Origin of the sequence: Photobacterium obscurum, assembly GCF_026191635.1 — a bacterium.
GTDB classification, from domain to species: Bacteria; Pseudomonadota; Gammaproteobacteria; order Enterobacterales; family Vibrionaceae; genus Photobacterium; species Photobacterium obscurum.
Genome location: NZ_JAKRRW010000001.1, coordinates 463,775 through 485,162 on the forward strand (window position 1 = coordinate 463,775; position 21,388 = coordinate 485,162).

At 47.6% G+C, this 21,388-nt stretch carries 15 protein-coding genes; 7 read left to right on the forward strand and 8 right to left on the reverse strand.

All coding sequences use genetic code 11. The features are described from left to right. Window positions 1–154: 154 nt before the first annotated feature. Both MD588_RS02020 and nagE read right to left on the reverse strand, forming a co-directional pair. On the reverse strand, window positions 155–2,824 hold the full coding sequence (locus MD588_RS02020) for a beta-N-acetylhexosaminidase (protein ID WP_265695097.1): 2,670 nt from the start codon (window positions 2,822–2,824) through the stop codon (window positions 155–157). Between the two features lie 289 nt (window positions 2,825–3,113). Next, window positions 3,114–4,607, reverse strand: coding sequence for an N-acetylglucosamine-specific PTS transporter subunit IIBC (gene nagE / locus MD588_RS02025; protein WP_265695099.1), 1,494 nt, complete (start codon window positions 4,605–4,607; stop codon window positions 3,114–3,116). A gap of 256 nt (window positions 4,608–4,863) precedes the next feature. Between nagE and nagB the strand changes: the two genes are divergently transcribed. The 5 genes from nagB (at window position 4,864) to asnB (ending at window position 11,837) form a co-directional block, all read left to right on the forward strand. Next, complete coding sequence (gene nagB, locus MD588_RS02030; protein WP_265695100.1) at window positions 4,864–5,664, forward strand: glucosamine-6-phosphate deaminase; 801 nt, start codon at window positions 4,864–4,866, stop codon at window positions 5,662–5,664. A gap of 15 nt (window positions 5,665–5,679) precedes the next feature. After that, on the forward strand, window positions 5,680–6,816 hold the full coding sequence (nagA, locus tag MD588_RS02035; RefSeq protein ID WP_265695101.1) for an N-acetylglucosamine-6-phosphate deacetylase: 1,137 nt from the start codon (window positions 5,680–5,682) through the stop codon (window positions 6,814–6,816). A gap of 2 nt (window positions 6,817–6,818) precedes the next feature. Continuing rightward, window positions 6,819–8,033 carry a DNA-binding transcriptional regulator NagC gene (gene nagC / locus MD588_RS02040; RefSeq protein ID WP_265695102.1) on the forward strand — a complete coding sequence of 405 codons (1,215 nt, stop codon included), beginning with the start codon at window positions 6,819–6,821 and terminating at the stop codon, window positions 8,031–8,033. Window positions 8,034–8,264: 231 nt separating this feature from the next. Next, window positions 8,265–9,851, forward strand: a complete 1,587-nt coding sequence (locus MD588_RS02045) for a cation:proton antiporter family protein (RefSeq protein ID WP_265695103.1) — start codon at window positions 8,265–8,267, stop codon at window positions 9,849–9,851. Window positions 9,852–10,160: 309 nt separating this feature from the next. Continuing rightward, window positions 10,161–11,837, forward strand: coding sequence for an asparagine synthase B (asnB, locus tag MD588_RS02050; protein ID WP_265695104.1), 1,677 nt, complete (start codon window positions 10,161–10,163; stop codon window positions 11,835–11,837). Window positions 11,838–12,141: 304 nt separating this feature from the next. Here asnB and MD588_RS02055 read toward each other — a convergent pair whose 3' ends face one another. The 4 genes from MD588_RS02055 to htpG form a co-directional block, all read right to left on the reverse strand. Further along, on the reverse strand, window positions 12,142–13,446 hold the full coding sequence (locus tag MD588_RS02055) for an inosine/guanosine kinase (RefSeq protein ID WP_265695105.1): 1,305 nt from the start codon (window positions 13,444–13,446) through the stop codon (window positions 12,142–12,144). A gap of 134 nt (window positions 13,447–13,580) precedes the next feature. Then, on the reverse strand, window positions 13,581–14,555 hold the full coding sequence (hemH, locus tag MD588_RS02060; protein ID WP_265695107.1) for a ferrochelatase: 975 nt from the start codon (window positions 14,553–14,555) through the stop codon (window positions 13,581–13,583). A gap of 128 nt (window positions 14,556–14,683) precedes the next feature. Next, a complete protein-coding gene (gene adk / locus MD588_RS02065; RefSeq protein WP_265695109.1) occupies window positions 14,684–15,328 on the reverse strand; it encodes an adenylate kinase in 645 nt (214 codons plus the stop codon). 173 nt (window positions 15,329–15,501) lie between these two features. Beyond that, window positions 15,502–17,400, reverse strand: coding sequence for a molecular chaperone HtpG (gene htpG / locus MD588_RS02070; RefSeq protein WP_265695110.1), 1,899 nt, complete (start codon window positions 17,398–17,400; stop codon window positions 15,502–15,504). A gap of 201 nt (window positions 17,401–17,601) precedes the next feature. On the opposite strand from htpG, the gene MD588_RS02075 reads away from it, so the two are divergent. Further along, window positions 17,602–18,477: a transcriptional regulator gene (locus MD588_RS02075; protein WP_265695111.1), complete on the forward strand. Its 876-nt coding sequence runs from the start codon at window positions 17,602–17,604 to the stop codon at window positions 18,475–18,477. Beyond that, complete coding sequence (locus MD588_RS02080; protein WP_322784217.1) at window positions 18,468–19,022, forward strand: regulatory protein ToxS; 555 nt, start codon at window positions 18,468–18,470, stop codon at window positions 19,020–19,022. Before MD588_RS02075 ends, MD588_RS02080 begins: the two co-directional genes overlap by 10 nt. Before the next feature lie 302 nt (window positions 19,023–19,324). Here MD588_RS02080 and MD588_RS02085 read toward each other — a convergent pair whose 3' ends face one another. Further along, window positions 19,325–20,359 (reverse strand): porin, encoded by a 1,035-nt coding sequence (locus MD588_RS02085; protein WP_265695112.1) that lies wholly within the window; start codon window positions 20,357–20,359, stop codon window positions 19,325–19,327. A 424-nt stretch (window positions 20,360–20,783) separates the two neighbouring features. After that, a complete protein-coding gene (recR, locus tag MD588_RS02090; RefSeq protein WP_265695113.1) occupies window positions 20,784–21,386 on the reverse strand; it encodes a recombination mediator RecR in 603 nt (200 codons plus the stop codon). Window positions 21,387–21,388: the final 2 nt, after the last annotated feature.

Below are 21,388 nucleotides of genomic sequence, written 5' to 3' on the forward strand. Positions count from 1 at the left end.
AGCCCCAAAATCAGGAGGCCAATAACAACATTCCACTCAGGAATCCACAACGGACGAAGGATTACCTGAACTGAAACTACCTGAGCAGCTTCTGAATATACTTCGGGGAAAGCATATTCAAAAACCGGCGAGAGCAAACTCCCGCCAGGTATCGTTATAGTGTCACGACGCGACTGTAGCGCTGGCCATCAGCACTCACGGCTCTTACAGAAACCACACCAGAAACAACTGGCTGGGCACTATCGTCATATGTCGACCAGTTCTCACCGTTATCCGTCGAATACTGAAGTTCAAGCCCCGGCATACTGATATTCATCTGCAGCTTGCCATTGGCCACCCTCGCCCCGGGTACAGGTACACGGTATCGAATACCGGCCGCATCCAACTTAACGAGTTCACGCTGGCCAAGCACATTAGCAAAGCGCTCCCACTCAGCCTGGATAGCTTGCTGGTTTACACGCTGGGTCTGCTGCGAATACTCGACACCCGGTTGATAATCCAATTCCCACTCAGCTTTGTGCCATGCACGCTCGGCAGCCGCCAGCACACGGGGGAAGACCATATACTCATACTGCTCGTCGGTACGTACAGTTTCGCTCCAAAGCTGGGCAGACAAACCATGGAAGCCGTTAAACTCGGCAGTGCCTTTGCTTGCAAAGCCATTACCATCACGGTCTAGCGAGGTTTCAGCATTCTGCGGCAAGTTTTCCGGTGCAAAACCAAACATCTTGCGGGTGTCGGTCGCACGGGTGGCCCAATAGTATCCGCGCTCTTGCGGATCCACTTCATACGGCATGTCCATGTAGACGTAGTCTGGATTAGAAACAATCAGATCAAAACCTTTCGCCGCCCAGTCATAGGCTGACGCACCACCGCCCCAGTACAGCACATCCCAGAAGTTCACACGTACGTTGTCAGTTGCAAACGCACTGGCATCTTCCGAGTACTTCAAACCGTCCTGCCATGCCTGAAAGTTAGCAATACCATGCTCATTGACAAGCTTGCTGACCTTCTCGGCAAAATAGCTTGGCAGGTGTTCATAGTCCGCCACAACGCCTTCAGAGATCGCCTGCTGACAGATTGGGGATTTGGCAAATGGCTTATCTTGCTGCGACAAGTCCAGATCGCCTTTCCATTCGACCTTATCGGTGGCATTGATGTCCTGAAAGCCTGCTCCCAGCTTGATGTTTTTCGCCTCATCGCCACCAAAGTGCCAAGTGTTCAGCGGCATCCCCGCCGCCTTGTGCATGGCTGCCATTTCGGTGATCACTTTGTCTACAAAGTTGAGGGATGAATCCATACACGGATTGATAAAGCTTCGTTTGTCATAGAACTGCACCGTAGTCACATTCGAGGTATCCTGCGGATCCATCAGACGATACTGGTTCGCTGCGGCCAGATCACCCGTTTCAGCCAGACGCTTATAACGCGCTTCCATCGCAACAACCGCCGCCCTGGAATGTGCTGGCATATCAATTTCCGGGATCACTTCAATGCCGCGCGCTTTAGCGTAGTTCAGGATATCGAGGTAATCTTGTTTGCTATAGAAACCCGAGCCGAAGTTGTCTGACTCAGGTCCTGAGCCCAACTGCGGCAGCAGACATTGGGTTTCGGACTCGTCGTGACAACGCTTGCCACCGATCTCTGTCAGTTCAGGCAGGCCAGGAATTTCCAGGCGCCAGCCTTCATCATCCGTCAGGTGAAAGTGGAACTTGTTCATCTTGTACGCCGCCATCTGATCTAGCGTACTTAAAATGGCCTCTTTCGAGTGGAAGTTCCGGCCGACATCAACCATCACCCCGCGGTAGTCAAAGCGGGGAGCATCAACCACTTTCAAGGTTGGAATACGCTGTTCGGCCCCCGAGCCAATCAGTGACACCAGTGACTGGAGGCCATAGAAGGCGCCGTGGTAGTCATAACCAACCACGGTGGTTTCACCATTGCGCACATCAAGTACATAAGCACCTGATACTTTGTTGCTTTTGCTAAAACGCTGCGGGTCAAGGATCAGCTTAACCGGGTACTGGCCCTGAATATTAATTCCCAGTGTTGCCATGCGCGTCGTTGCTGAATCAAGCATTGCCGTTGGGATCGCCTTGTTATCAATACTGATACCGTTCGCCAGTGACACTGAGTCACCTGTCAGTGTAGTGCTTTGCGGCGTAGGTACGATTGTTCCAGCCAATTCTTCTTTGGCAATCAGCTCGACATCGCTGTTCTTTTCAAAGCGAGACTGGGCCGTTGCCAGCACATTATTATCGGCTGGGGTACGCTTCCAGTTCTGCCCGGCAATGGGTGTCAGATAAGCCGACGGGTCTTCAGCATCGGTGCTAACGATCGTTTTAGGCTGAGCCTCCCCGGCAACCACATAGGCGCGAGGCATATAATCATTTTCAAACAGGGTCCAATATTCACCAATGTACGGAATGACAACCGTTTCGCCTTCAGCAAAACCGTCGAACTTTTCAGTCGGCTCAAGCGTGTGCAGATCCCCTGTTACGTGAGTCACTTTAAACTGATCGTTCTGAACATCGAGGATCATACGGATGCTATGAAAGTAAATCTTCCAGTCATTACTGGTGACTGCCGGGCCATCATTAACCAGTGTCAGGTTAATCAAATCACAGGATGCCCACTCCGCCTCAAGTTGCTGACACTTCAGCCCTTCATTGGCTCCATGGTTAGTAACCACCTCATAATTAAGATCAAGATTCGCAGCAAGGTTATCGACGACCTCCTGCTCCCCCATCGTCACCTGGTTTGACGTACAGCCTGTGGCAGCTAGAGCTACCAGCGAGGCTAGCAGTGTTAGCTTGAATTTCATGAAACGCATTCCTTGTCTCCCAAAACCCTATATCAAGGGTGAAAATACAAACAAAATATTAATCTGAACCGCTAGCAAGTAATTGAGCTAACTCAAACAGCTGACGCAACAGCCCCGTATCAGGTGAAATTTTAGCACCAGAAAAAATGACAGTTCGGGTTGGAGTGTTTGCCCTTGGGCTTTGCATGTCGACCGCTAACCGATGCAGATGATTATCCAGTCAAATCCGGGAAGGTAACCGGCCTCACTTGGAGGCCGGTTGTATTGCAATAACTTAACGGTTAAGTCATTAAGGCAATTTTACAGAAGATAGGTCTTCTGAAGCTGGGATTTTTTTCATTTCGCCAGCAACGATTTCAGCTAGTGGGCCTAGGATAACCTGCAGGTTGTTTGAACCAAGCTTAACCACACCCATTGCACCTAGCGCTTTCAGTGTCTTCTCATCAGCCAGGCTGCTGTCTTTCAGAGTCAGACGTAGACGCGTGATACATGCATCGATGTTTTCAAGGTTACCGTGACCGCCAAGCGCCTTCAGGTACTGCTTCGCCAGCTCACCCGTTTCCGCAGAACCTGACACAGCTGAACCTTCATCTGCTTCGTCGTCTTCGCGACCAGGCGTTTTCAGGTTGAACTTAACGATAACCGTACGGAAGATCGCGTAGTAAAGGCCGAAGAATACCAGACCCTGTACAATCAGCATGTACCAATTAACAGCTAGTGGGTTACGAGTAGACAGAACCATATCGACCAGACCCGCAGAGAAACCGAAACCCGCAATCCACTGCATTGACGCTGCAATGTATACCGATAGGCCAGCAAGTGCTGCATGTACTACGTATAACGCAGGCGCCAGGAACATGAATGCAAATTCTAGTGGCTCTGTCACACCAGTGAAGAATGATGCGAAACCTGCAGCGATCATGATAGATGCTACTTTTTCTTTGTTCTTCGCTTTAGCGGTGTGGTACATCGCAAGTGCTGCACCAGGTAGACCGAACATCATGATAGGGAAGAAACCAGCCTGGTACATACCTGTAACACCTACAGTCGCTGTACCTTCAGCAATTGATTTCGCGCCGCCAAGGAAGTTAGGAATATCGTTAATGCCCGCAACATCAAACCAGAATACAGAGTTCAGTGCGTGGTGAAGACCAACAGGGATAAGTAGACGGTTAAAGAACGCGTAAATACCAGCACCTAGCTCACCCAAGCCCTGGATTCCTTCACCAAAGTTCACAAGACCACCGTAAACGGCAGGCCAGATGTACATCAGTACGAAAGCAATAAAGATACCTGCGAAAGAAGTCAGGATAGGAACCAAACGCTTGCCCGAGAAGAATGCCAAGGCTTTGTGAAGCTCTACAGCAGAAAAACGATTGTAGATTTCGGCAGATACGATACCAACCAGGATACCTACAAATTGGTTATTGATTTTCGCGAAAGCTGCTGGAACAGCACTTGGGTCAATACCTTGAATTTGTGCAACAGCACCCGGAGAAAGCAGCGTTGTAACAACTAAGAAACCAACAAAACCAGAAAGTGCTGCTGCACCGTCTTTGTCTTTAGACATACCATACGCAACACCAATTGCGAACAGCACTGACATATTGTCAATAATAGCGGCACCAGCTTTAATCAAAAAGGCTGCCAGTGCGCTGTTTGCACCCCAACCATTCGGATCAATCCAGTAACCAATACCCATGAGAATTGCTGCGGCAGGCAGTGTGGCGACGGGCACCATCAATGCTTTACCTACTTTTTGAAAATATCCAAGAATATTCACCCTTAGTTCCCCCTATGGTTTTTCTTAGATGCAGTGCAGATAACTTATTTTAGCTATCCGATTAAGTTACCTGCAGTTTAAGAAATTAATTTCGCCCCGCAAATTAAAACCTCATCAATTGTGATCTTTATCACCTGATTAGCTAACAATAGAGCGATTTTGCTAGCTCGATCATAAAACTTATTTTATTATCCAAAACAAAGGCAATATGCCGCTAAGATTTTACTGTATTTACTACTTGGAATGAGGTGTCACCGTGAGACTAATCCCGCTGAACGAAGCTAAAGATGTAGGTTTGTGGTCTGCTCGCTATATTGCTGATCGTATTAACAAATTCCAGCCAACAGCAGACCGTCCTTTTGTATTAGGTTTACCAACAGGTGGCACTCCACTGGCAACATACAAACGCTTGATCGAGCTTTATGAAGCTGGAGAAGTAAGTTTCAAGCATGTTGTTACCTTCAACATGGATGAATACATCGGTATCCCTGCGGATCACCCTGAATCATACCGCAGTTTTATGTACAATAACTTCTTCAAATTCATTGATATTCAAGAAGAAAACATCAATTTGCTGAATGGCAACACCGATGACCACGAAGCGGAATGCCAACGTTACGAAGAAAAAATTAAGTCTTACGGCAAAATTAACCTGTTCATGGGGGGGGTTGGCAACGACGGTCACATCGCCTTTAATGAACCGGCATCATCGCTGTCTTCGCGTACTCGCATCAAAACACTGACTGAAGACACACGTATTGCCAACTCGCGTTTCTTTGAAGGTGATATGAATCAAGTACCAAAATACGCCCTGACCATTGGTGTTGGTACGCTGCTGGACTCTCATGAAATCATGATCCTCGTAACAGGCCACAACAAAGCCCTTGCTCTTGAAGCGGCGGTTGAAGGCTCAGTCAACCACCTATGGACCGTATCAGCTCTTCAGCTACATCCGAAGTCACTTATTGTTTGTGACGAACCATCGACTCAAGAGCTGAAAGTTAAGACGGTTAAGTACTTCCAGGAACTGGAAGCTGAAAACATTAAAAACCTTTAACAGAAGGACTTGTTCATGTACGCGCTTACCAATTGCCGCATTTTTACCGGTAGCGATGTGCTGAATAACCACGCCGTCATCATTGACGGCGTGAACATTCACGCTGTTTGCCCTGCTGCCGAATTGCCACAAACCATTAAAACCCTTGACTTGGATGGTGCTGACCTGACCCCAGGTTTCATTGACCTACAGCTCAACGGCTGTGGTGGTGTGATGCTCAATGATGAAATCAATGCCGATACCATTCATACCATGCACCGCGCTAACCTAAAATCGGGTTGTACAAGCTTCCTACCGACCCTGATCACCTCGTCTGACGAAGATATGAACGCTGCCATTGCCGCAGCTCGCGAATATCATGATAAATATCAGAATCACTCCCTCGGTCTGCACCTTGAAGGCCCTTACCTAAACGTGATGAAAAAAGGGATCCACTCTGTTGACCATATCCGCCGTTCTGATGATTCAATGATCAAAACGATCTGTGACAATGCAGATATTGTCACGAAAGTCACACTGGCCCCGGAACTAAACTCACACGAGCATATCGAGCAACTTGCCGAAGCCGGTATTGTTGTCTCTGCCGGGCACACCAACGCCACTTATGTCGAAGCGCGCAAAGGCTTTGAGGCGGGCATCAGTTTTGCCACTCACCTGTTCAATGCGATGACCCCGATTGCCGGCCGTGAGCCTGGAATGGTGGGGGCGATCTACGATACGCCTGAGGTTTATACCGGGATTATTGCTGACGGTTTCCACGTCGATTACGCCAATATTCGTATCGCACACCGCCTGAAAGGCGAAAAACTTGTTTTGGTTACCGATGCAACTGCACCTGCAGGAGCAGACATTGATCACTTTATTTTTGTCGGTAAGAAAGTATATTACCGTGATGGTAAGTGTGTTGATGAGAACGGCACACTTGGTGGTTCGGCATTGACGATGATTGAAGCAGTTCAAAACAGTGTCGAACATGCAGGTATCGCCCTGGACGAAGCGATTCGTATGGCTACCCTTTATCCTGCGCGCGCCATTGGCGTGGATAAGAAACTGGGAGCCATCAAAAAAGGCATGGTTGCTAACCTGGCTATTTTTGATCGTGAATACAATGTCCGGGCGACTGTTGTTAACGGTGAATACGAGCAGAACTAAATATGACAGGCGGACAAATTGGTAATGTAGATCTGGTTAAGCAGCTTAACAGTGCAGCTGTTTACAGACTCATAGACTTGCAAGGCCCTATTTCACGTATACAGGTTGCAGACGTAAGTCAGCTTGCTCCTGCAAGCGTTACTAAAATCACCCGCCAATTGCTTGAGCGCGGCCTAATTAAAGAGGTCGCGCAACAGGCTTCTACCGGTGGTCGACGTGCCATTTCGCTGACTACGGAGTCAGCTCCTTTTCATTCAATTGCCATCCGTCTTGGACGTAACTACATTGAATTGACCCTTTTCGACCTGAGCGGCAAGCATATTGCCAGCGCAGCACATCAGTTTAACTACACAAGCCAGCAAGAGCTGACCGATGGCCTGCTTGGCCATATCCGCCAGTTCATCGCTGAAAACCAAAACGTCATGCGCGAGTTGGTCGCATTCGGGATTACCCTACCGGGCTTGATTGACCCTGAAAACGGTATCATCGAATACATGCCGCATATTGAGGTTGATAATTTCCCACTGTCAGAAATCATTAGCGAAAAATTCGGCGTTTCCTGTTTTGTCGGCAACGATATCCGTGGCCTGGCCCTTGCAGAACACTATTTCGGAGCCAGCCAAGACTGCAGAGACTCTATTCTCGTCAGTGTCCATCATGGTACCGGTGCCGGGATCATTGTTAATGGTCAGGTATTCCTCGGCTTTAACCGTAACGTTGGCGAGATTGGCCATATCCAAATCGATCCACTCGGTGATAAGTGCCAGTGCGGCAACTTTGGCTGCCTGGAGACCGTCGCTGCCGATCCAGCTATCATCAAGCATGTTCAGGCGCTGCTTGACCAAGGTTACCCTAGCAGCTTGCTAGAGCTGGAAGAAGTCACCATGCCAGCCATCTGTGAAGCCGCTAACAAAGGGGACGAACTCGCGAGCCAGGCACTAATCAAGGTCGGTAACCAGCTAGGCAAAGCGCTGGCGATGACGATTAATTTATTTAATCCGCAAAAAATAGTCGTTGCTGGTGACATTACCCAAGCGAAGGACGTCGTCTTCCCGGCAATTCGTCGCTGTGTTGAAACCCAGTCATTGTCGACCTTCCATAAAGATCTTCCCATTGTTGAGTCGGAGCTATATAACCAGCCAACAATTGGTGCATTTTCAATGATTAAGCGCGCAATGCTTAACGGCGTATTACTGCAGCGTTTACTTGAAGACTAACTTAAGTATCGAATAAACAAATTTAATCACCGCTATAACTGATTAATTCATAAGACTTAAAAGGGGGCATGTACCAGACAGGTACATGCCCCTTGTGTTATATTGCGCGCAAAATTATACCGATCCCAACCACTATCTAACCATTCAGATAATTAGTGGATTAGGTATTAAGAATCCACTCCAAACGGCTACTCTATTGAGTATTTATAGAAAAGGATCGTTGGCCTCAGCATGGAACTCATTTTTATCATAGCCGCCTTTCTGGCCGGTTTTATCGCCTTGAGCTGTAAGCTACCACCATTGGTCGGCTTTCTCGTCGCAGGATTTGCCCTCAATACCGCAGGCTATCAGTCAACGGAAACCCTAACGGTTCTGGCCGATCTAGGTGTCACCCTGCTGCTTTTCTCGATTGGCCTCAAACTGGATGTTAAAACACTCCTCACCAAGGAGATCTGGGGCGGGGCAACTCTGCACAACTTGTTATCAACCGGCCTGTTTACTCTCGCCCTACTCGCCCTGAAGCAGCTTGGGCTCGGGATGCTCAGTGACCTTGATATCATGCAACTGGCGCTGCTTGCTTTTGCCCTCTCTTTTTCCAGTACCGTTTTTGCCATCAAAGCCCTGCAGGAAAAAGGCGAGCTCAATGCAACCTACGGTACGCTGGCGATCGGTATACTGGTGATGCAGGATATCTTTGCGGTGATCTTCCTGACCGTATCGACCGGCAAGATCCCCGAGATCACCGCGCTGGCATTATTCGCACTACCACTACTGCGCCCGTCGCTGTTTAAGATCCTCGACAAAGCCGGCCACGGCGAAATGCTGGTCCTGTATGGTATCTTCCTCGCACTGGTTGCCGGAGCCGGGCTGTTTGAAACTGTCGGAATGAAGGCTGATCTGGGCGCGCTTATTCTGGGAATGATGCTTGCCGCCCACCCTAAAGCCTCTGAGCTTTCCAAAGCTCTGTTTAACCTAAAAGAACTTCTGCTGGTCTGTTTTTTCCTTAACATTGGCCTCTCTGAAGAACCGACCCTCAATGGCTTCCTAATGGCAATCTTGCTCCTGCTCTTACTGCCGGTGAAAGGGATTCTGTACTACGTCATCTTCAACCTCTTCCGCTACCGGGTCCGTACCTCTTTGCTAGGTACCCTGACCTTGTTCAACTACAGTGAGTTTGGTCTGATTGTGGGTGGCCTTGCCTACAATATGGGCTTGCTGCCTGGTAACTTCCTGGTTGCGATTGCAATTGCCGTGTCTATCTCTTTTCTTATCGCAGCACCGCTGAACAATATCGGCCATCGCCTGTACAAGGACGCTTCCAAATGGCTGAAAGAGTTTGAACCGGAAAAACTTAATGCCAGTGACCAGTTAATCGACCTCGGTGATAAAAAAATCATGATCCTGGGCATGGGACGAATCGGCTCTGGCGCATACGATGAACTGGTTGATCGCTATGGCGAACAGGTTATCGGAATTGAAACCCGTGAAGATTCGGTACAAGGCCACCGAGCAGAAGGGCGTAATGTTATCCACGGTGATGCAACGGATCCCGACTTCTGGGCCCGTGTTATATCGCGCCATAGCACCGAACTCATTTTGTTGGCAATGCCGCACAGCCAGGCCAACACCTTTGCCCTTGAACAGATCCGTGAGCGCCACTATCAAGGCAAAATTGCAGCAATTGCAAAATACACCGATGATGAAGAGCTGCTAAATGAGCTCGGTGTCGATGCGGCCTTTAATATCTACAATGAAGCCGGAAGTGGTTTTGCCCGCCATGTTTGTGAACACCTAACCCCGTCAATCAAACCCAAATAGTCTCCTCTCTTCATCATTCTTCGATAACGGCAGCTAAGGCTGCCGTTTGTTTTTTTGTTTAAAAAAGTACCCAACATTAGATTTAATTCAGATAAACCCACTTTTATTAAATAATATTCACCGCCAAGCCTTTTCTTCAATTGAATGAGGATTTTTGGTTGCATTTAATTACTGAATACGCAATTTTAACAATTAAGAGCGGGATGACGAATAAATGAGCAGAAGATCTAGTTATCTAGGCACTAGATACCCATAGCTCGGTTTAGCCCCTAAATATTACAGATAGTAAAAAGTTGTTGGAGTGGAAGTATGTGTTCAGTATTCGGTATTTTAGACATCAAAAGTGATGCAGCGGCATTGCGTGAAACAGCGCTGGAAATGTCTAAAAAAATGCGTCATCGTGGTCCTGACTGGTCAGGTATCTATTCGTCAGACAAAGCTATTTTGGTGCACGAGCGCCTGGCTATTGTCGATCTAAACAGCGGTGAGCAACCTCTTTACAACGAGGACAAGACACATGCATTGGCAGTTAACGGTGAAATCTACAACCACAAAGAGCTAGAAGCTGAATTCGCACCTGACTACCCTTTTCAGACTCAATCTGACTGCGAAATCATTCTGGCACTTTACAAAGAAAAAGGCCCAGAGCTACTTGATTACCTAAACGGTATTTTTGGTTTCATCCTGTATGATGCCGAGGAAGATGCCTACCTGATCGGCCGTGACCATATCGGTATCATTCCGCTCTACCATGGCCATGACGAACACGGTAACTACTATGTCGCTTCAGAAATGAAGTCTTTGGTACCTGTTTGTAAAACTATCAGCGAGTTCCCTCCTGGCCACTTCCTATGGAGCAAGAAAGGCGAGCCTGTGCGTTACTACAAGCGTGACTGGATGGAGTTTGACTCGGTCGCCGAGGCAAAAACCGATAAAGTTGCCCTTAGCAACGCATTAGAAGGTGCCGTAAAACGTCAGCTAATGACCGATGTGCCATACGGTGTTCTACTATCTGGCGGCCTGGATTCCTCGGTTATTTCGGCTATTACCAAAAAGTTTGCAGCCCGCCGTATCGAGGATGACGAGCAATCTGAAGCCTGGTGGCCAACACTGCACTCATTTGCCATCGGCCTTGAAGGTGCCCCCGATCTAAAAGCAGCCAAAGTCGTCGCTGACAGCATCGGTACGGTTCACCACGAACTAACCTACACCGTACAGGAAGGCCTAGATGCCATCCGTGATGTGATTTACCACATCGAAACCTACGACGTCACCACCATTCGTGCTTCAACGCCAATGTACCTGATGTCACGTAAAATCCGTGCGATGGGAATCAAAATGGTTCTGTCTGGCGAAGGTGCTGATGAGGTATTTGGTGGTTATCTATACTTCCACAAGGCACCAAACGCCAAAGAATTCCATGAAGAAACCGTTCGTAAGCTACTGGCTCTGAACATGTTCGACTGTGCGCGTGCCAACAAGTCAATGGCCGCCTGGGGGATTGAGGCTCGCGTTCCGTTCCTGGATAAAGAGTTCCTGGAAGTGGCAATGCGCTTAAACCCTGAAGACAAAATGTGTGGCAACGGCAAAATGGAAAAACATATCGTTCGCGAATGTTTCGGTCACTACCTGCCAGAATCGGTTGCATGGCGTCAGAAAGAACAATTCTCTGATGGCGTTGGTTACAGCTGGATTGACTCGCTAAGAGACGTTGCGGAAGCAAAAGTTACTGAACAGCAGCTTGAAACCGCGAAGTTCCGTTTCCCGTACAACACGCCGACAACCAAAGAAGGCTATATGTACCGCGAGATCTTCGAAGAGCTGTTCCCATTGGCTGATGCAGCCAAATGTGTACCGGGCGGCCCGTCTATCGCCTGCTCAAGCGCCAAAGCCATTGAATGGGACGAAAGCTTCAAGAACAGCGCCGATCCATCAGGCCGTGCAGTTGCTGCCGTTCACAACGAAGCCTATGAGCAAAAAGCCTAACAGCGAAATTAACCACAGAGTGTAAATACCAAGCGAGAGCCATTAGCTCTCGCTTTTTTATATGTTCCGAAATAATCAGGCCCCTATTACCAACGCAACCTGACTTACCCTTCGATTAGCTTTCTCGCCCCCTGAGCATCACCATACAAGGAGAAGCTGGGAGGGAGTCAATCCCCCGAAAACAAAAAACCGCCTTTCGGCGGTTTTCTCTAATACAGGTTCACTTAATCGTTATTTTCAACACCAGTTCATTCAAAAGCTCTTTCGATACTGCTACTGGGCGAACTGACAAAGAAAATGAAGATTAACGCTCCCAGTATGCTTCTTCCAGGCTATCTTCACGCTCTGGCAGACCACGGGACAAACGTGGCGAGTGCTGTGCCAGCACCTCATAGCTCACGCGGTTTGAATACAGACAAACCTGAGAGAATGAGGAATAGGTCAAGAAGTTATGCTGATGCTTACTCGACTTAGGCACATTCTCTTTGTGGTAGCGGTTAGCCGACATATCGTGTAGCAATGCAGACAGTGCACCATCACCCGCACCATTCGTATTCTTGATTCGCTCTGGTCCACCCATGTACGGAGCAATATGAGAGTATACCTTCAGCGGATTCTCACAGTCGCTTTTCAGCATTGGACGGCTGAACTCGTAGCGGTTGAACTCTGGGATCTCGCCAGGTAGCAGCGGCAGACTCGTTTCGCGTTTCGCTTCGTCTTCGGTATAGCCCGCCGTATACAGACCAACTGGTCCGGCAGTACAAAGTACCAGGTCTACCCACTCCAGTGTTTTCTCTGAAGCAACAAGCGGATCAGCTTCGCCGGTCAGGGCTTCGGCTTCATCTTCATTCATCGCAACAACAGTAACGTGATCACGCAGGAAGTCACGCCACCACTGAGGATCATCCTCAATCACGAACTTGGTACCCAGGGTCAGAACAACTGGCACATCATGCTTTTTAGCATATTCAATTGCACGCATTGTTGCTTCAGGCATCGGGTCACCTTCTTTGCAACGCACAAGATATGCCGTCAAAACAAGCGCTGAGGCGTTCTTGAACACTGCCTCAGGAATGCTGCTCGGATCCAGCTGGTTCATACGGCCTTCGTTGATAGCGAAAGTACGCTCGCCCTCTTTCGAGATCAGTGCAAAGCAACGACCAATAGGACCGTGTACCGGCTGAAGGTGATTCATATCCATACGGCTAGAGGTATTGCAAAGATAACGGTATGCATAGCTACCAATCTCGATATCTTTACTCATGACACCAAGCAGTACAGATTTATCATCTGCAAGTACTGAATAGTTGTGCAGGGTGTTACCGATGGTACCACCAGCAAACTCATGGCTGATCAGATCATTTTCTTTCAGCTCTTGGTAAAGCGCTTCGGCTTTCTCGTCAGTAATCACCAACGAGTGGCCTTTACTTAGCTCATAGCGTTCCAGGAATTCATCATCGACACACGCTTCGATATCAACCAGAGTCTGGTCAATACCCACAACATGGGTACGTGTTAGACGCTTTTCTTGTTTAGCTTGACTCAGAAGGGGATCGCGCGCATGTACAGGAAAGTAATGCTTAGATTTTCGTTGGCCTGGAAATTTCATGTCAATGAGCTGTCTGTTGAGAAATTTTTGCGAATTCTATCACAGAATATAGAACATAAAAGAAAAAGCTCTCACACTTTTTGAGAGCTTCAACTTTTTTTTGAGGAAAGTTCTGATTACAGTCTTTACAGCTTTTACCAACCCTGGCTATGTTGGCTAACCAACTCGGCCATCATTTTGATATGGGTAGGGTTATCATTGAGACACGGGATCAAATTAAACTCTTGACCGCCAGCTTCAATAAATGTTTCCTTGCACTGCTCAGCAATTTCTTCCAGTGTTTCGAGGCAGTCAACAGAGAAAGCCGGACACATAACATCCAGGCGCTTCACCCCTTTCTTGGCCAATTCCGCAATTGTCTGCTCCGTGTAGGGCTTCAACCACTCTTCACGCCCGAAGATCGACTGGTAACTCATACTCATTTGTTCGCGAGGCATATCTAGCTTCTCGGCCAACAAAGCCGTTGTACCATTACAGTGCTGCGGGTACGGATCACCATTATCGGCGTAACGCTTGGGAATACCATGATAAGAACACAATAGGTAATCCGGTTTACCGTGTGTTTCCCAGAAATCAGTCACTGACTCAGCCAAAGCGCCAATATATTCCGGGTGATCAAAATACTGGTTAATAAAACGCAACTCCGGAATATCAGCCTGCTTTTTCAGTACCTTCGCGACTTTATCGAAAACCGCAGCGGTCGTCGTTCGGGAATATTGCGGGTAGAGCGGCAGCACCAAAACTTTATTGCAGCCCTGCTGTTTCAGGCGGTCCAAGCCAGAGAAAATACTTGGGTTGCCATAGGTCATTCCAAGCTCGACCGGCAATTTCAGTGTTTCAGCCAACTGCTGTTGCTGGCGGCGGGAATACACCATCAGCGGGGAGCCGTCCTCCATCCATACAGACTGATAGAGCTTAGCCACCTTGGGAGAGCGAATCGGTAAAATAATGCCATGCAAAATTGGGCACCACAGCCAGCGAGTCATATCGACTACCCGCTTGTCATGCAAGAACTCAGATAAAAAACGTTTGACTGCGGCTGGCGAGGCTTCATCCGGAGTACCAAGGTTTACCAGTAATACGCCATACTTATTGTTTTTTTCGCTCATACTTTCCTTCGCGTTTTTTGTAATGCGCCGACCTGTCAACTTTATCAGCTTTCAAAAAACATGCCTATAAAAAACGGGTTAGCCCGAAAGCTAACCCGTCATCATGTTTTTGCCGTATCTTTCAGCGATTAAGCCAGTGCTTTTTCCAGCTCTGCGCTCACTGCTGCAACAGGCTGAGTACCGTCAAACTTCAGGTACTTCGTGTTACCAGCTTCAGCTTCTTTACCATAGTAAGCAATCAGTGGAGCTGTTTGCTCATGGTAAACGCCTAGACGTGCACGTACGGTTTCTTCTTTGTCGTCATCACGAACAACTAGGTCTTCACCTGTTACGTCATCTTTACCTTCAACCTTTGGTGGGTTGTAAATATTGTGGTAAGTACGACCAGAAGCCAGGTGAGCACGACGGCCCGCCATACGTTCAACGATAACATCGTCAGCAACGTCGAATTCGATAACATAATCAACGGCAACACCAATTTCTTTCAGACCGTCAGCCTGAGGAATTGTGCGTGGGAAGCCATCTAGTAGGAAGCCTTTTGCACAATCTTCTTCAGCAATACGCTCTTTAACCAGGCCAAGGATGATATCGTCAGACACCAATTGACCAGCGTCAATAACTGATTTCGCTTGCTTACCTAGCTCAGTACCCGCTTTGATAGCAGCACGTAGCATGTCACCAGTTGAAATTTGTGGAATACCAAATTTCTCCATGATGAATTGTGCCTGAGTACCTTTACCTGCACCTGGAGCGCCCAGAAGGATGATGCGCATCTTGATCCCCTATTGAATAAAATGGAGTTTTGCAAAGAAGGTGAAAATACACTGATTAGCCCGCAGCCGCAAGCCCGGTACTCAACCGGGCTTAGATTACATGCTTTATCAGAATACTATTTGAAGCTGGGATAAGAATCGATTAGACCTTAGTCGTTTCTCATCCCGGCATTTTATGCCAGCAGCTTATTGACCGCAGCCAGGAACTGAGAAGGATCTTCCATCGAGCCTCGTTCAGCCAGCATTGCCTGACCTAGCAGCATCTCAACCCAGCGACCGAATGCTTCTTCATCAGCTTCGTCAGCCATCTTGTTAACAAGCGCATGTTCCGGGTTAAGTTCAAGAATATACTTCACTTCCGGCGCATCATGACCAGCAGCAGCCAGCAGTTTGGCCATTTGCGTCCCCATCTCGTTCTCGTCAGTCACGACTACGGCAGGGGTGTCTTGCAGCTTGAATGTAGTACGGACATCTTTGACGCGATCACCCAGATAGGTCTTTGTACGCTCAACCACCGACTTGAAAGCTTCTTCTGTTTCTTTGTGCTTCTCTTTCTCTTCTTCGTTTTCAAACTTAGACAGATCCAGATCCGCTTTCGTGATCGCCTGGAATTGCTTGCCGTCGAATTCCGACAGGTGACCCATCAACCATTCATCAATACGATCATGCATAAGGATCACTTCCAGGCCTTTGGCACGGAACTGCTCCAGGTGCGGGCTGTTCTTCGCGGCAACAAAGCTGTCTGCGGTCAGGAAGTAAATTTTATCCTGGCCTTCTTTCATTCGTTCGACATAGTCAGCCAGCGAGACTGATTGCTCAGCTGTATCGTTGTGCGTCGAGCTAAAGCGCAGAAGGTTAGCAACCTTTTCGCGGTTGGCAAAATCTTCCGCCGGGCCTTCTTTCAGTACCTGACCGAACTCGTTCCACAGCGTCTGGTATTTCTCAGCATCATTTTTCGCCATGCGGTCCATCATCGTCAAAGCACGCTTGGTACACGCTTTGCGAAGTGCCTGAGTCACCTTGTTATCCTGCAAAATTTCGCGGGATACATTCAGAGGCAGATCATTTGAATCGATCAGGCCGCGCATGAAACGCAGGTACGACGGCATAAACTGCTGGGCATCATCCATAATGAAAACACGCTGTACGTACAGCTTCAGGCCATGCTTGCTATCGCGATTATTAAGATCCCATGGTGCTTTCGACGGGATGTAAAGCAGGCTGGTGTAGTCCTGAGTACCTTCAACACGGTTATGGCTCCATGCCAACGGCTCAGCGAAATCATGAGAGACGTGGTTGTAGAACTCTTTATACTCCTCGTCAGTGATCTCTGACTTGTTTCGCGTCCAAAGTGCCTGGGCCTTGTTGATCTGCTCCCACTTAGAACCAGTTTCCTTTCCTTCCTCATCACGTACCGCTGTCAGGATATGAACAGGGATACCAATATGATCCGAATACTTACCGATGATATCGCGCAGGCGGTGCTCATTGAGGAACTCTTTCTCGTCTTCACGCAGGTGCAAGATAATTTCGGTGCCACGACTTGGCTTCTCAATATCTTCTACCGAGTAGTCACCTTCACCGCTCGAGTGCCAACAAACAGCCTGGTCTGCAGGGACGCCAGCTGCACGCGTGTTGACGGTAACAGAATCGGCCACAATGAATGCGGAATAGAAGCCGACACCAAACTGACCAATTAACTGAGAATCTTTCGACTGATCTTCGTTCAGCTTGGCAAAGAAATCTTTCGTGCCAGATTTCGCAATCGTACCCAGATGCTCAATCACATCATCACGGGTCATACCAATACCATTATCATGAATGGTCAGGGTACCCGCCGCTTCGTTGAATGACAGCTTTACGCCTAGCTCTGCATCATTCTCATATAAATCAGGCTGCGACAGCGCGCGGAAGCGTAACTTATCAGCAGCATCCGAGGCATTAGAAATCAACTCACGTAAAAAAATCTCTTTGTTAGAATACAGTGAGTGGATCATCAGATGTAAAAGTTGCTTTACTTCCGATTGAAAGCCACGTGTTTCCTTATTTTTATGGGTGTTTTGCTCGCTCATTTCAACTCCGTAACTCGTCGTATTACGTAATCCATAACAATTCAGTATATAGATATGGTCAAACCCCGTGTTTTCAACCTAAAATACGGCTTTTATATGCTTTAGATATTTTCAGCCTGTTCTTTTTATAATTTTATATTCAGATAGGATTCAGGGAATTTATGATATACAGACAGCTCAACTGTACCCTTGGTGCTAAAAATGAATAAAACATCAAATAAGTATTTGATAGGTCAAAGATTCCTTTTTGACCCCTATGACAATAGCCTAATCGACCAATTAGAAAGCGATGAGCTAACCCGCCTTGGCAGCAATGAAAGCCGAGCATTGAGCCTACTTATCGAAGAGCCAGGGGCTATCATCACTCGTACCCGCCTACATGATTATGTATGGCGCGAGCAAGGCTTTGAAGTAGATGATTCCAGCCTTACCCAAGCGATCTCAACGCTGCGTAAAGCTTTAAAGGATTCAACCAAATCACCAGAGTTTATCAAAACGGTACCCAAGCGCGGCTATCAAATGATTGCTGACGTAGATGAGTTTGCTGACAGTCCAACCGTTAGTGAAGAGCCTAAAAGCAGCCAGGATACTGATATCCTGGCGCCTGAGCCAAACAGCCCAGAACAAGGGTTGTCACAACAGAGCCTTGGCAAGATATCAAGCTCAGCCGCTCAACTTGAGACGAAAAACAAAGCGACTGGAAATCGTTCCAAGTCCAATATGACACTTTTTAGCGGGTTGGCGATCCTTTTAGCATGTTTGTTACCCATACTGGTCAGCATGACCTTTCCACCCAAATCAGCGGCTTTTGAACCATTACTGACCGTAGGCGGTGTGCAGGTGCTGACCCCAAAAAACCACCCTGCTATCGTGCAATGGAAACCGATGATTTCGAGCTGTGTAGAAACCTACCTTGAATATCACCAAGGCGATGCCCGTCCAATGGAAGTGATTACAACAGGCGGTCAAAGCAGCCAGTTATGGCTCAATTACATTCACGAAACCTCGATGCCGGGTGAAAACGTCACTCTACGTTTGCTTACTAGCCAAGAGGACAATAGCAAGCTATGTCAGTAAAAAACAATCACGCGAATATGCCTACATTCATCAGAAAATATTGGGCATTTATCGTGTTGGCAATATCCGTCATTTTCAGCACTTGGCTCTATTTTTCCAGCGACTACAAGCAAGAGCAGTTGCTGATGTCACGTGAATGGCAATCAACCTCTGTCAGCCGTATTGAGCCAATGCAGCTTGATCAGAGTCAGTTAGGGATGTTGCGCCGAGTAGAACAAAGCAGCCATGTGGTATATCTGCCGAATAAAACCTATTCCAGAATCACCTTGCTAAAACTGTTCAGTGATAACGAACAACCCCTAACACTACATATTTCTGAATCCGGCAAATGGGATATTAGTGGAGGCTATCTGCTGACAGAGCCGCTGGAATTCAAAGATATTACTTCGGGGCGAAATGAAGACTTTCAAAAACGTCACCTAACAATTGTTAAACAGGTGTTCCGCATGGATGCCCAGCAGAGTCGTCGTATTGACGTTATTAATGAGAAGTCACTGCTGCTCACCAGCCTGACCTACGGCTCGAATATTCTTTACTCGTTGTAGAGCGACAATTTGTTTAACAGCCTGCTTGAGATAAACCGCACTTTTAGGAGTGTGGTTTATTTTTTGAGGACGAGAAGAACCTGATTTCTAGGACAAGCTGAAAAGCGGTTCTAAATTTTAAGCTTCAACAAAGCAAACTTTCACAAGCCAAATTAACAAAGAATGCTCCTCCCTCTTTTCAAGGGGTGGGAAAAAAGCTGGCTTTCCTAGGAACAAGGCTCTAGCTCCCTGCTCTTAACAAAAAAAGGGGGGAAGCGTACCGCTTCCCCCAAAACAATGAACATTCCTATATATTCAAATAATTAGAAGTACACTCGCATACCGATAGTGAATGCACTGTCATCATTACCAGCCACTTCGTCATCGAAGCTCATGTCGGCATATTCAGCGTAAGAAACTACGCTGTCATTTAGCCAGTAATCGGCACCAATAGTGTACTGATTAAGCTTGTCATCTTGTGTGTCATAATCTACGTAGTCATACACACCGTACAGACCGAAACCTGATGGCAGATCGTAGCGAGCCATCGCACCGATACCGGTTTGCTCGTCACCAGCGAAGTCATAGTCAGAGTACATTGCAGCCAAAGATAGGCTCTGGATGTTATATGTTGCGTTCAATGTCCACGATGTATCATCATCGCCACCGTATGTGACATCTTGCTTGGTACGCTCTGAGTAGGTGTAAGTACCCGATAGACCTAAACCAAAGTCAGATTCCCAAGCCACACCCACAGCATATGCCTGATCAATTCCTAGCTCGCCGTTATCTGGGTTTGAAGCACCCGTTTGATCGATGCCTTCGTCACCAGTGTGGTATTGCGCCATCATGGTAAGGCCGTATGCCGCCATGTCGTACTTGTACTGAATACCGTTAGTCAGACGATCCGTTGCCGACCAGTCGTTCTTGATGTTAGCTGTACCACCGTATTCCCAAGTGATATCGTACTGGCCAGCAATGCTATCCTGTACTGCCGACATACGGCCCATACGGAACTCACCGAAGTCACCGCCGATAGCTACAGAACCGAACTTCAGGAAGCTGTCATCGTCATTGCCGTCACCGTCTTCAGGGATGATATTCAACTCTGTTAGAACATCACCATTGATGTACACATTGTTGTCTAGGAAGTAGGTGATGCCTAGGCCAAGCTCAGTACCTTCACCTGTAAACGTACTGTCTGCCCCCATGAAACCGTTATCAGTGGTTTCGTAACGAGCACGTAGGTTACCGTATGCGTTAACTGAAAGATCGTCTGATTTATAAACTTCTGCTGCCATCGCCGATGCGCTGGCAATTACTGAGCCGATTACGACTGCTACTACTGTCTTTTTCATGTCCACTCCTAATTACCTGAACACTCTCTTCATGAGAGATGTGTCAGGTGCTGGTATTTGTATTTTTTATCCCTTGCCCTGGTTATCTGACTACCTACCTTTACCCGCTATCATTAACGAAAAAGGGTTTATCGATAACGTCCCTGGCATTTCAACTCTATCCGAGATGGCAATATTAAATACCGAATAACAATGAGTTATGAAGAAAAACAGCCTTAAATATTATTTATATAGTTATTGTTAGAAAATAACCTGATATGAAAACTAAATGTATCTGCAAATTACTAAAACACCTAAAAACCAATACGTAAGCCACTGAATTAAAATGTTTAATAAATTAAAGGCAAAAAAATACCAACTTTCAGATAAAACTGTCAGTTGGTATTTTAATGAACTCAATTTATATCGGATCAGCTCGATAGGTTTAGTAGAGCTTATGGCGTCCAGCAATTGAATGGGATAATGTCGTCCCGTCAACCAGCTCCAACTCTCCCCCAACAGGTACACCGTGGGCAATACGAGTCGCAGGTACATCATATTCACTACAAAGCTCGGCAATATAATGAGCCGTTGCTTCTCCCTCGACAGTAGGGTTCGTTGCCAAGATAAGCTCGGCAATCTGCTCGTTTTGCAGCCGAAACTCCAACACGTCAAGGCCGATATCCGACGGACCAATCCCATCAAGCGGTGATAGGTGCCCCATCAAGACAAAATAACGCCCAGAAAACTGTCCCGTAGACTCTACTGCCACAATATCTGCCGGGCTTTCGACCACACAGATCTGGCCGTTTTCCTGACGACGAGGATTGGCGCAGATTGCGCAAATTTCCTCTTCCGTAAATGTACGGCAGCTCTCGCAATGACCGATTTCCGTCATCGCTTTGCTCAGGGCGTCTGCCAGTTGCAGGCCTCCCTGTCGATTACGCTGCAACAAATTGAAGGCCATACGCTGTGCCGACTTGGGGCCAACCCCAGGCAGACAACGTAAGGCCTCCATTAGTTGTTCCAGCAATAGACTGGTACGCATTG